This window comes from Bacillus sp. UNC69MF (assembly GCF_000746035.1).
Lineage (GTDB): Bacteria > Bacillota > Bacilli > Bacillales > Bacillaceae > Bacillus > Bacillus velezensis.
In genome coordinates, this window is sequence record NZ_JQKM01000022.1 from 1 (window position 1) to 11259 (window position 11259).

The window sequence follows — 11259 nt, forward strand, 5'->3', positions numbered from 1 at the left end:
CTCACCCGTCCGCCGCTAACATCAGGGAGCAAGCTCCCATCTGTCCGCTCGACTTGCATGTATTAGGCACGCCGCCAGCGTTCGTCCTGAGCCAGGATCAAACTCTCCGATAAAGTAGTTTGACTGACTACGCACATCGCTGTGCGATTTATTTAAAACTTTGAATTAACAGGTACGTTTTGTCTTGTTTAGTTTTCAAAGATCATTACCGCTTGTTGAAGCAGCTTTATTAGCTTACCACTCAGCTTCTTTTATGTCAACAACTTTTTTTAAGTTGTTTCCGAAGCTTTTCGTTGTTGTCTGCTGTTCATCAGCGACGTTTAATAATATACCATGCATTCTTTAAATTTAGCAAGTGTTTTTTTCATTTTTTTAAAACGTATTTCGTTATATTCATCTCCGCCGCGGCATACGATGTAATCAAGCATGGACAAGATAAGGAGGCGTCATCAGTGAATCACTTCTACGTATGGCACATCAGAAGGATAAAACAGCTGCTTATTATTATCATTGCCGCATTTGCAGCAGCCAGCTTTTTTTATATACAGAGAGCCGTCCCCCTTCCTGTATTTTTAACTGATAGCGGCCCAAAGGCTATTTCAAAAGGGGAGACGAGAGCGGGGGAAGTCGCATTAACATTCGATATCAGCTGGGGTGATGAAAAGGCGGTTCCGATTCTGAACGCGCTAAAAGCAAACGGTATTAAAAACGCCACTTTTTTTCTATCAGCTTCTTGGGCGGAACGGCACCCGGACACAGTTGAACGTATGGTAAAAGACGGACATCAAATCGGCAGCATGGGATATGCGTATAAGAATTATACCAACCTAGAGGACAATGAAATAAAAAAAGATATCCTCCGGGCCCAGACCGCATTTAAAAAGCTGGGTGTGAAGAATGTTCATTTACTCCGCCCGCCGACCGGACAATTTAATAAAAAGGTTCTTACCATTGCACAGCAGTACCACTATTCAGTGGTTCATTACAGCGTTAACTCGCAGGATTGGACAAATCCCGGCCCTGATAAAATCATTGAAAATGTAAACAGTCATATAAAAGGCGGCGACATTGTCCTGCTGCACGCCTCTGATTCAGCAACACAGACTGAAGAAGCGCTCCCCGCCATCATTCACAATTTAAAGCAAAAAGGACTGAAAAACGTGACCGTCGGCGACCTGATCGCAAATACTGACGTCAAGTCATCAGAAGTGAAATAATTACCTCTGGGCAAACTTCGGCAGCATTAGCAGCTGAAACGCATTGCAGCCCATCAGCGGAATCAGCATCAAATAAAGCCAGTCCTCATTATTCACTCGTAGCGCAGGAACCCATTCAAGCGCTGTAATAACGACCATTAAAAATAATGATGAAACGAACGTATTTTTTGAGGACTGCTTTTGTTTTATATACGCCGTCAACAGGCCGACGGCAAGCAGAGCCAGCGGCAGCCAGACAAACCCCGCAATCGAGTCATCCCGCTCTCCGAAAAACAAAAATCTGACGTACATTAAATCAAAAGCGACAAACAGAATGATAAACAGCTGAAGCAGATTCCAAAGCGAGCTTGATCTGAGAATTTCAAGGGCAAACCGGTGCACCGTCAGAAAAACGAAGAATCCCATCTGGCTGATCACACTGAAAATCATGCCCACCCCGATAAACCAGATCAGAACGGAGAAAATCTGACCGGCCTCAAAATTCAGAAAGAACCCCTTGTACTCCCCCCACTTCAGAGCAAATCCCACGACGCTTGTAATAAGAGCGCCCACAGCTAAAATCGAAAAGAAAAATCGAACAAGCCCGCGGCTTTTCATCTCTTATTCATCCCCCTGACAATCGCGTTCAGCGATATTTTGTTATGTATAAATCCATTCCGATGAATCATATTAAAAATAAGTACAAGTAAGGAAGGAGCTTATGCATGTCAAAAGCCAAAACGCTATTGATAAGCTGTTTTGTTTTATTATCTGTAACAGCTTGTGCTCCAAAAGACCAAGCAGCGGATATGGATTATGACCAGACTAAAAAAATGGTTGTTGATATATTAAAGACCGATGATGGAAAAAAGGCAATTAAGGAAATATTAAATGATGATGCGATGAATGAGGCATTGGTGATTGATCAAAATGCCATTAAAGGCACAATAGAGAAAACCCTCACCTCTAAAAAAGGGGCGGAGTTCTGGAAAACCATTTTTGAAGACTCAAAATTCGCCGAGAGCTTTGCAAAAACTCTTCAGCCCGAGCATGAAAAAATCATAAAAAAACTGATGAAAGACCCTGATTATCAGAAAAGTTTTATGCAGATCATGCAGGACCCCGGCATGGATAAAAAATACTATGAGCTGGTGAAAAGCCAAAAGTTCCGCAGTTACTTAGAAGATGTAATTACAGAGACACTTTCCAGCCCGCTTTTCAAAAAGCAATTCGAGGATGAATTGAAAAAAGCAGCTTCAAGCTCTGAAAAAGAAAGCCAATAAAAGGCCGGGCCGTGTTGATCCCGGCCCCTTTTTTATTCAGCTGTTTTTTCAATGACTTTCTGGGCGATCCCCATATAAATTTCCCCGATCGGATGACTTCTGTCATAGACAGAAGGCGCAAACTGATCCTTGTCCCAATCAGGCTGTTTTAAAGGAATTCTGCCAAGCAGCGGCACTTGCAATTCCTCTGCAAGCTTATCTCCCCCGCCTTGACCGAACACATATTCTCTCTCGCCGGTTTTTGCACTTTCATAGTAAGCCATATTTTCAATGACCCCTACAACTTCATGATCGGTCTTAATCGCCATAGAACCCGCTCTCGCCGCTACAAATGCGGCTGTAGGGTGCGGCGTTGATACGATAATCTCTTTGCAGCTCGGAAGCATCGTGTGTACATCGAGCGCCACATCACCCGTGCCGGGCGGCAGATCAAGAACGATATAGTCAACCTCTCCCCAGTCAACTTCATGGAAGAAGTTATTCAGCATCTTGCCCAGCATCGGCCCTCTCCACACAACCGGAGCGTTTTCTTCGACGAAAAAGCCCATCGACATAACCTTAACTCCAAATCTTTCGACAGGAAGCAGTTTTTCTCCTTCTACTGTCGGGCGAACTGTAATACCCATCATGTCCGGCACGCTGAATCCGTATATATCCGCGTCGATCAAGCCGACTTTTTTTCCGAGCCGCGCAAGAGAAATGGCCAGGTTGACGGAAACCGTTGATTTGCCGACACCGCCTTTTCCGCTTGCCACCGCAAGAAAGACCGGCGGATGTTTCCTATTCAGCAGGGTTTCGCTTTCAGCAGCCGGCCGGCTGAATTTCGCCAATGTTTCTTCCGGCAGCTCTTCAAACCGCAGTCCCACAGTTTCCGCACCCGCTTCTTTCAGAACGGATACGATTTCCTGCTGAATGCCCATCTGTTCAGCCGTCCCCGTTTTTGCCAATGCAATTTTTACACTGACATGCCGTTTTTCCGGCTTGATCTTTACTTCTTTAATGGCATCCAATTCTCCCAGCGGTCTATGAAGAAAAGGTTCGCGCATGTTTCCGACTATATTTCTTACTTCATCTTCTCTTATCATCGAACCCTCACCCTTTGTGTATTCGTTTACAAATGGTATTATACCATATATTAAACATAGAATCGGCGAAAAACCCTCCTTACTCGGGAGGGTCTCCTTTCTCTGTGAAGTATCTCAATACGCCCTTATACACGGAAGAAGCGATTTTGTCCTGATATTTGGGCTGTCCGAGCCTTTTCGCTTCCGCGGGATTGGACAGAAATCCGATCTCCACCAGCGCGCCCGGTTTGGTTACATTCTGCATTAAGTAAATGCCGTGTATCCGTTTCGCCTTTCTCGTTGTATTCTCCAAATTGATTCTCAATTCGTCCTGTATATATTTTGCCACTTTTTCATTTTCTTCGTATTTTCCATAGTAGAAGCTTTGGGCGCCGCTCCATCTCGGTGACGGTATGGCGTTCAGATGAATGCTGATATAAAGCTCCGCCTCTGAACGGTTGATGATTTCCACGCGCTTTCTCAGATCTTCCGCTTTGCGTCTGCTGTAGCCTTTCGTACCTTCAGGAGCTAAATCAGTATCCGTCTCCCGCGTCATAATGACCAAAGCTCCCTGCTCCTGCAAATAGTCTCTTACCCTGGAGGCCACTTCGAGAGTAATGTCCTTTTCAAGGTGACTGCCTCCCGTGGCACCTCCGTCCGGCCCGCCGTGTCCCGGATCGAGATAGATGATTTTCCCGCTCAGCGGCAGACTCCACGGCCGCCAGGAATCATCATTATGGAATTGAAACCGGAATAAACACAATAATATGATAAAGCCAAGTAAAAAACCGAGCCATTTCAGCTTTTTTGTCATACCTTTCCCTCCCGCTTGTCCCCGTTATTAATAAGTATGGGACAAGGGAAGAAATTATGATTACCTCATGCGGAGCTTACATTGTTTTTCTCTTTGCAGAAATCCTTCCGTCCACCAGCTGTTGATAAACCGGCAGGACGCTTCATAGATTTCTTTTTGTTCAACGGAAGAATATTGCTCATGCGTCCAATTGCAAAGATATTCAAAAAAATCGACCGTCAGTTCTTCCTCTTCTTCAGCCGAACGGGCGTTTGCCCTCTGCAAAGACTCACCATAATAGCCAAAGACGCCGAACCGGCCGCCTAATAAATACGCTTCAATTGCAAAATCTATGCACCCCTCACTCAGAATGCCGTTTTCGTCTTGAAGAAAGGGAAACAAAGGGGTAAGACATGCTTTTACGGACTGAATGATCTGCGTCAGTGACAGCTCCTTTAGTAAACTCTTCTCAAGCTCAAAATCCTTCTGCCGTTTCACGTCTGAAAAAGATAATACTTCTGCCATTGCCAGCCACGCTCCTTTTTACTGTTATTTTGAAAGGAAAAGGGAAAAAGCATGCTTTGTTGATAGTGGAAATCCTCCCAAATGAAGGAGTTTTATGTTAACTGGAAGAATAAAGAGCTGAGGTGACGTTATGAAAAAGCTGTTTCAATACAATTGGACGGTGCGTGACGAGTGGTTTATGATATGTGAAAAGCTGAGCCGGGAGGAACTGACGAAAACCCGGACGGGCGGAATGAAGAGCATCTTGCGGACTTTATTTCATATCATTGATGTCGAGATCAGCTGGGCTCGTGCGATTTTAGGTAAAGATGATGTTTTACCTGCTGAGTCTGACTATACGAGCATTCAGGATCTCAGAAAACTGTCTGAACAGTATCGGGAGGATGTCATTCATGCGGTCTCCCTCAAAGGACCGGATCTTGTTAAGCCGGGCTGGATGGACCAAACCTTTCCTAAAGAAGATATTCTCCGCCACATCCTTGCGCATGAGATTCACCATATGGGACAACTGTCGGTTTGGGCCAGAGACATTGGAGTAGAACCGGTTTCGGCTAATGTGATCAGCCGACCGCAGGAAAAAGCCGCAAAAAAACAGCACCTCTGACGGGATGCCGTTTTTATATTTTAATGCTTCTTGTTACGGAGTATGTATTAATGTATTCATCCAGCACGAGGCCGCCTTTGTCCTCGTAAAAACCGGCAACCATAAAGCCTGCGTCGATCTGCCCTTTAATTTGATCCTCCAGCGTATGGCCGAATTCAAGCGCTTCATGATTATCAATAAGTTCCTTTACCTTTTTCTTACTCAGATCTTTTTCATCCGAAAACGGAATGGAATACTCTACTTTTAGTACGCCTTCCTGCTCTAAATCCATATCAAATAAGAACACGACGGGATTTACAAAACCGGAGACTAAAGACCCGCCTTTTTTCAATACGCGATGAGCTTCTTTCCATACCGGAAGAACCGTATCAACAAAGCAATTCGATACCGGGTGCACGATAAAATCAAATGACTCATCATCAAAACAGCTCAGATCATTCATGCTGCCTTTGACAGTCCGAAGCGTAAGATCGTCCCGCTCGGCAACCATTCTGTCTTGCGCAAGCTGTTTTTCCGAATTGTCAAAGATGGTCACGTCCGCTCCTGCAGCAGCAAGGACCGGCCCTTGCTGTCCTCCTCCTGAAGCGAGACAAAGAACCTTCAGACCGTCTAGGGGCGGAAACCAATCCGCCGGCACATCTTTTCCGGGGGTCATTCTGATGCTCCAATTGCCTTTTTTCGCTTCACCAATCGTATGAGAATCAACCGCAACCGTCCATTCATTGCCTGTTTCGACTTTTTTATCCCATGCCTTGCTGTTATGTATGACTAACTTATTCATTATAACTGCGCTCCTTATTGGTAATGAATAGAGTATAACAAACAATTCTAGAAAAACATCGGATAACCTCTTGAATATGAGAAAAAAATACAAAAAAACCACAACCAAGAAGTTGTGGTTTTTGCCATCCAAAACGATTAACGTTTTGAGAACTGAGGTGCACGACGAGCGCCTTTAAGACCGTATTTTTTACGTTCTTTCATACGAGCGTCACGAGTCAGAAGACCAGCACGTTTAAGTGTTGCACGGTATTCTGGATCTGCTTCAAGCAAAGCACGAGCGATACCATGACGGATTGCTCCAGCTTGACCAGATAAGCCGCCTCCATGTACGTTTACTAAAACATCATAAGTACCAGCTGTTTCAGTTAAAGTTAATGGTTGTTTGATATCTTCGATTAGAGCTGGAGATGGAATGTGCTCGCTGATTTCACGATTATTAACGACGATACGACCTTCACCTGGAACTAAGCGCACACGCGCTACAGAACTTTTACGACGGCCAGTACCGTAATATTGAACCTGTGCCAAATTGGTAACCTCCTTTTTAATTAACCGCGAAGTTCGTAAACTTCAGGTTTTTGTGCTTCATGTGGATGCTCAGAACCACGGTATACGTTCAATTTCTTGAACATTTGACGACCTAGAGAACCTTTCGGAAGCATGCCTTTGATAGCAAGCTCAAGCATTTTCTCAGGGTAGTTTGTACGCATTTCAAGAGCAGTTCTTGATTTTAATCCGCCTGGATGTTGAGTGTGACGGTAGTAGATTTTGTCAGTTAACTTTTTACCAGTTAACTCGATTTTTTCAGCGTTGATGATGATCACATGATCTCCAGTATCAACGTGCGGTGTGTAAGTCGGTTTGTGTTTTCCGCGAAGGATAGATGCAACTTCTGTAGAAAGACGTCCTAAAGTCTTGCCTGCTGCATCAACAACTAACCACTTGCGTTCAATAGTACTTGCGTTAGCCATAGGTGTTGTACGCATTGAATTTCCCTCCTAAATGATCTGTCATTTTCAATAATCTTCGATTACGTTCTATTTCACAACACAATAAGTTCCGGGGCTTATCGTGGGGTTGAAATACATACCATATGATATCTTATAACTTTATGCAGACTCTGTCAAGAAAATGTTACACCTGGTTTAGTTGTCATAGCAAACGCTCCATAAATACAGCCCGTGCCCCGGTGCGGTGCGCCCCGCGGCTTCACGATCCTTCGCTTCGAGCATTGCTTTTACATCATCGGGAGAAAATTTTCCAGCTCCTGTATCCAATAACGTTCCGGCAATGATTCTGACCATATTATAGAGAAAACCGTTTCCGGTGATCCGCATCTGCAGGCCGTCTCCGGTCTCAGTCCAATCCAGCTCGTAAATTGTTCTGACTTTATCCTGAACCGCGGTATCAGCCGCGCAAAAGCTTGTGAAATCATGTGTCCCGACGAGGTGCCTTGAAGCTTCCCTCATTTTCTGCACATTAAGCGGATATGCAAAATGGTAAGCGTAATGTCGTTTAAATACGTCCGGGTGTTTCTCCGTATATACAAAGTAGCGATATTCCTTTTGGACCGCGCTAAATCGTGCATGGAACCCATCATCCGCAATCTCTGCTGTTTTGACGGCAATATCATCAGGCAGCAGGGCATTGAGCGCAAACGGCCATTTCTCACCCGGGATAGACAGCGGCGTATCAAAATGAATGACCTGCCCGGCAGCATGAACATCGCTGTCCGTGCGGCCGGATGAGTACACAGGCACTCTGCCGTCCGTTTTATGGATGACGGCCAGCGCTTTTTCCAATTCACTTTGAACGGTCCGCTTTCCAGGCTGAACCTGATATCCGTTAAATAAATGCCCGTCATAAGCAATGGTACATTTCACTCTCATTCAGCAGCACCTCTAACTTCTTAAGAAAAACAATAACACGGCTAATAAGATGATGAGCAGAATAGCTCCGGTATCCTTTCCGGTCCAGACGAGCTTTCTGTATTTCGTTCTCCCCTCACCGCCCTGGTAGCCTCTCGCCTCCATGGCGACCGCGAGCTCTTCCGCGCGTTTAAAGGCGCTGACAAACAGCGGGACAAGCAGCGGAACAACCGCTTTGATTCTGTCTTTCACCGGGCCGCTTGTAAAGTCCGCACCCCTCGCCATTTGCGCCTTCATGATTTTATCTGTCTCTTCCATCAATGTCGGGATAAATCGCAAAGATATCGACATCATCAATGCGAGTTCGTGTACGGGCAGCTTCACCTTTTTAAAAGGATTCAGGATCTGCTCCATTCCATCCGTTATTTCAATCGGCGTTGTTGTCAGCGTCAGCAGCGTCGTCATAAAGATAAGGTAAACGAAACGGAGAGAGATAAAAATCCCCTGTATAAGTCCGCCCTCATACACTTTAAACCAGCCAAGCTGAAAAATGACAGATCCTTCATGCGTCATGAAAATGTGTAATAAAAAGGTAAACGCCACAATCCAAATAATCGGCTTAAGCCCCTTCAGCAAAAAGCTGAACGGCACGCGAGTCAAGGCGATCACCCCGAATGTAAACAAACCGAGCAAAGCATACGTCTGTACGTTGTTTGCCAAAAAGACGATACATACAAAAAGAAAAATGCTGACAAGTTTTGTTCGCGGGTCCAATCGGTGAATAAGCGATGATCCGGGAACATACTTTCCGATAATCATGCTGTCCATCATTGGTCCTTTTCCTCCTGAAAGAAAGCCTTAATTTCACTGGCGGCATCCTGCAGGGTCAGCATGGGTTTTTCACACTTGACTCCGAGAGCCTTCTCAAGCCGTCTCTGAAACTTCACCGATTCAGGAAGATCCAGTCCCATTTCGGCCATCTCTTCACCTTTTACAAACAAGTCACGCGGACTCCCCGTCGCTTTAATGGTTCCTTTGTGCATGACAATCATTTCGTCAGCATAGCGGGCGGCGTCCTCCATGCTGTGGGTGACGAGAACGGTAGTCAGGTTTCCCCGCTGATGAAGCGCATAGAACATGTCCATAATGTCCTGGCGCCCTCTCGGATCAAGACCGGCCGTCGGTTCATCCAAAACCAGCACTTCCGGCTCCATCGCGAGAACGCCGGCAATCGCCACTCTGCGCATCTGGCCGCCGCTGAGCTCAAATGGTGAACGATCCAAAATGTCTTCCGGAAGGCCCACAAGCCCCAGCATTTCTTTTGCTTTCCGTTCAGCGTCTTCTTTTTTTACACCAAAATTCATCGGTCCAAATGCGATGTCCTTCAGCACAGTCTCTTCAAACAGCTGATGTTCGGGAAATTGGAAAACGATTCCGACTTTTTTTCGCAAAGTCTTAAGGTCTTTATTCTTTTTACCGGCTGCCAGAATCGTACTCCCGAGTTCAAACTGTCCTTTAGTCGGTTTCAGCAAACCGTTTAAATGCTGCAGGAGCGTCGATTTGCCCGACCCTGTATGCCCGATGACGGCAACGTAGCTGCCCTCTTTTATCACGGCATTGATATCATACAGAGCCAGCCGTTCAAACGGTGTCTTCATTTGATAGCGGTGTTCTACATCTTTGATTTTAATGTCCACAGCTCATTCACCAGCCCTTCCTGAGTCAGATGGTTTTTCGTTAACGCCAGTCCGCTTTCTTTCAAAAGCAGGCTGAGCTGGAATGAGAAAGGCAAATCAAGACCGATGCGAACCAAGTCTTCGTTTAATTTAAAAATCTCTTCAGGCGTGCCCTCTGCATATTTCCTGCCGCCGTTCATCACAATGATCCTGTCCGCCCTTGCGGCTTCTTCCAGGTCATGTGTTATCGAAATGACGGTGGCCATGCCCTGATCTTTTAAGCGTCTGACAGTATCAAGGACTTCTTCTCTCCCAATCGGGTCAAGCATGGATGTCGCTTCATCCAAAATCATAATATCAGGACGCGCGGCAATAATCCCCGCGATCGCCACTCTTTGTTTTTGACCTCCGGAGAGATGGTGCGGCTCTTGATCAAGAAAATCCTGCATATTGACTTGTGTGACAGCCCAATCTACTCTCTCAATCATTTCTTCGCGCGGAACACCATTGTTTTCTAAACCAAAAGCCACATCATCGCGAACAGTCGTTCCGACAAATTGGTTATCGGGATTCTGAAAGACCATCCCTATTTTTTTTCGCACATCCCACACGGTATCCTCAGTCAGTTTGATGCCGCCGACTTCAATTTCTCCGGCCTCGGGCAAAATCAGCCCGTTCAGCGCTCTGGCCAAAGTCGACTTCCCTGAACCGTTGTGGCCTACGATAGCAAGCCATTCTCCTTCGTATACCTCCAGACTCACACCGTCCAGCGCCGGTCTTTCTGCATCTTTGCGGTAACGGAATAGAATGTCTTTTACGGATATAAGCTGTTTTTGATCCACGGGCGCCTGACCTCCTCTCAGCTATAGCTCTGCTTTTCTGTCTCATGATCAAAAGTTCTGATATCTAAAAAAAGGGCATAGATCCAGTTAGAAACTGTCCCGCCCTTCTTTAGATACACAAAAATATGTGATTAAACCAATTCGATGATTGCCATTGGTGCACCGTCACCACGGCGAGGACCAAGCTTCATAATACGTGTGTATCCGCCTTGGCGCTCCTCGTAACGAGTTGCAATGTCAGAGAATAATTTTTGAAGTGCATCTTGGTTATTTTCTTCATTAGCAACCTCGTTGCGAATGTATGCAGCTGCTTGACGACGAGCATGCAAGTCACCGCGCTTACCAAGAGTGATCATCTTTTCAACAACAGAGCGAAGTTCTTTCGCACGTGTTTCAGTTGTTTCAATTCTTTCGTTGATGATCAAATCTGTTGTAAGATCACGAAGCATAGCTTTACGCTGTGAACTCGTACGTCCTAGTTTTCTGTATGACATGTGATGTCCCCTCCTTTAATGGAATGCTGTTTCTAAATAAAAAACACACGAAAATCCTAGTTCACATGGAAACTAGATCAATCGTCTTTGCGAAGGCCGAGTCCAAGTTCTTCTAGTTTCGCTTTCACTTC

Annotated in this window: 15 protein-coding genes and 1 rRNA gene; 3 read left to right on the forward strand and 13 right to left on the reverse strand. The window is 45.5% G+C overall.

Translation table 11 applies throughout. The features are described 5' to 3' along the window. A 16S ribosomal RNA gene (locus BR62_RS0111980) occupies positions 1–113 on the reverse strand; the annotation flags it as partial. Between the two features lie 339 nt (positions 114–452). Here BR62_RS0111980 and pdaB point away from each other — a divergent pair. Further along, complete coding sequence (gene pdaB, locus BR62_RS0111985) at positions 453–1217, forward strand: polysaccharide deacetylase family sporulation protein PdaB (RefSeq protein WP_007410421.1); 765 nt, start codon at positions 453–455, stop codon at positions 1215–1217. Here pdaB and kbaA read toward each other — a convergent pair whose 3' ends face one another. Beyond that, the gene (kbaA, locus tag BR62_RS0111990; RefSeq protein WP_007410420.1) at positions 1218–1814 is read right to left on the reverse strand and encodes a KinB-signaling pathway activation protein; all 597 of its coding nucleotides are present in this window, start codon (positions 1812–1814) and stop codon (positions 1218–1220) included. It abuts the gene before it with no gap. Between the two features lie 107 nt (positions 1815–1921). Between kbaA and gerD the strand changes: the two genes are divergently transcribed. Continuing rightward, positions 1922–2479 (forward strand): spore germination lipoprotein GerD, encoded by a 558-nt coding sequence (gerD, locus tag BR62_RS0111995; RefSeq protein WP_007410419.1) that lies wholly within the window; start codon positions 1922–1924, stop codon positions 2477–2479. A 32-nt stretch (positions 2480–2511) separates the two neighbouring features. Here gerD and BR62_RS0112000 read toward each other — a convergent pair whose 3' ends face one another. From BR62_RS0112000 to BR62_RS0112010, 3 genes are all read right to left on the reverse strand, one after another. Next, positions 2512–3564, reverse strand: a complete 1053-nt coding sequence (locus tag BR62_RS0112000; RefSeq protein ID WP_007410418.1) for an Mrp/NBP35 family ATP-binding protein — start codon at positions 3562–3564, stop codon at positions 2512–2514. A gap of 79 nt (positions 3565–3643) precedes the next feature. Then, complete coding sequence (gene cwlD / locus BR62_RS0112005; RefSeq protein WP_007410417.1) at positions 3644–4357, reverse strand: N-acetylmuramoyl-L-alanine amidase CwlD; 714 nt, start codon at positions 4355–4357, stop codon at positions 3644–3646. Between the two features lie 60 nt (positions 4358–4417). After that, positions 4418–4861: a DUF2521 family protein gene (locus BR62_RS0112010; protein WP_007410416.1), complete on the reverse strand. Its 444-nt coding sequence runs from the start codon at positions 4859–4861 to the stop codon at positions 4418–4420. Positions 4862–4991: 130 nt separating this feature from the next. Here BR62_RS0112010 and BR62_RS0112015 point away from each other — a divergent pair, with 130 nt between their 5' ends. Further along, positions 4992–5465 (forward strand): DinB family protein, encoded by a 474-nt coding sequence (locus BR62_RS0112015; RefSeq protein WP_032870970.1) that lies wholly within the window; start codon positions 4992–4994, stop codon positions 5463–5465. A 13-nt stretch (positions 5466–5478) separates the two neighbouring features. Here BR62_RS0112015 and BR62_RS0112020 read toward each other — a convergent pair whose 3' ends face one another. The 8 genes from BR62_RS0112020 to rplQ form a co-directional block, all read right to left on the reverse strand. Further along, positions 5479–6246: a class I SAM-dependent methyltransferase gene (locus BR62_RS0112020; protein ID WP_032870972.1), complete on the reverse strand. Its 768-nt coding sequence runs from the start codon at positions 6244–6246 to the stop codon at positions 5479–5481. Positions 6247–6383: 137 nt separating this feature from the next. Then, positions 6384–6776, reverse strand: coding sequence for a 30S ribosomal protein S9 (gene rpsI / locus BR62_RS0112025; RefSeq protein WP_003225846.1), 393 nt, complete (start codon positions 6774–6776; stop codon positions 6384–6386). 20 nt (positions 6777–6796) lie between these two features. Further along, positions 6797–7234: a 50S ribosomal protein L13 gene (gene rplM / locus BR62_RS0112030; protein WP_003225844.1), complete on the reverse strand. Its 438-nt coding sequence runs from the start codon at positions 7232–7234 to the stop codon at positions 6797–6799. A gap of 159 nt (positions 7235–7393) precedes the next feature. Further along, positions 7394–8137, reverse strand: coding sequence for a tRNA pseudouridine(38-40) synthase TruA (truA, locus tag BR62_RS0112035; protein WP_032870974.1), 744 nt, complete (start codon positions 8135–8137; stop codon positions 7394–7396). Positions 8138–8149: 12 nt separating this feature from the next. Then, positions 8150–8947, reverse strand: a complete 798-nt coding sequence (locus BR62_RS0112040) for an energy-coupling factor transporter transmembrane component T family protein (RefSeq protein ID WP_032870976.1) — start codon at positions 8945–8947, stop codon at positions 8150–8152. Continuing rightward, on the reverse strand, positions 8944–9813 hold the full coding sequence (locus BR62_RS0112045; protein ID WP_032870977.1) for an energy-coupling factor ABC transporter ATP-binding protein: 870 nt from the start codon (positions 9811–9813) through the stop codon (positions 8944–8946). The genes BR62_RS0112040 and BR62_RS0112045 overlap by 4 nt, the downstream gene beginning before the upstream one ends. After that, positions 9789–10634 (reverse strand): energy-coupling factor ABC transporter ATP-binding protein, encoded by an 846-nt coding sequence (locus tag BR62_RS0112050; RefSeq protein ID WP_007615256.1) that lies wholly within the window; start codon positions 10632–10634, stop codon positions 9789–9791. Before BR62_RS0112050 ends, BR62_RS0112045 begins: the two co-directional genes overlap by 25 nt. Before the next feature lie 131 nt (positions 10635–10765). Beyond that, positions 10766–11128 (reverse strand): 50S ribosomal protein L17, encoded by a 363-nt coding sequence (rplQ, locus tag BR62_RS0112055; RefSeq protein WP_003156550.1) that lies wholly within the window; start codon positions 11126–11128, stop codon positions 10766–10768. Between the last annotated feature and the right edge of the window lie 131 nt (positions 11129–11259).

Coding starts and splice junctions, on each gene's coding strand:
- BR62_RS0112040 (WP_032870976.1), bottom strand. CDS start 8,947: ATGATGGACAGCATGATTATCGGAAAGTATGTTCCCGGATCATCGCTT.
- gerD (WP_007410419.1), top strand. CDS start 1,922: ATGTCAAAAGCCAAAACGCTATTGATAAGCTGTTTTGTTTTATTATCT.
- BR62_RS0112020 (WP_032870972.1), bottom strand. CDS start 6,246: ATGAATAAGTTAGTCATACATAACAGCAAGGCATGGGATAAAAAAGTC.
- rplM (WP_003225844.1), bottom strand. CDS start 7,234: ATGCGTACAACACCTATGGCTAACGCAAGTACTATTGAACGCAAGTGG.
- BR62_RS0112015 (WP_032870970.1), top strand. CDS start 4,992: ATGAAAAAGCTGTTTCAATACAATTGGACGGTGCGTGACGAGTGGTTT.
- truA (WP_032870974.1), bottom strand. CDS start 8,137: ATGAGAGTGAAATGTACCATTGCTTATGACGGGCATTTATTTAACGGA.
- BR62_RS0112000 (WP_007410418.1), bottom strand. CDS start 3,564: ATGATAAGAGAAGATGAAGTAAGAAATATAGTCGGAAACATGCGCGAA.
- BR62_RS0112010 (WP_007410416.1), bottom strand. CDS start 4,861: ATGGCAGAAGTATTATCTTTTTCAGACGTGAAACGGCAGAAGGATTTT.
- kbaA (WP_007410420.1), bottom strand. CDS start 1,814: ATGAAAAGCCGCGGGCTTGTTCGATTTTTCTTTTCGATTTTAGCTGTG.
- cwlD (WP_007410417.1), bottom strand. CDS start 4,357: ATGACAAAAAAGCTGAAATGGCTCGGTTTTTTACTTGGCTTTATCATA.
- rplQ (WP_003156550.1), bottom strand. CDS start 11,128: ATGTCATACAGAAAACTAGGACGTACGAGTTCACAGCGTAAAGCTATG.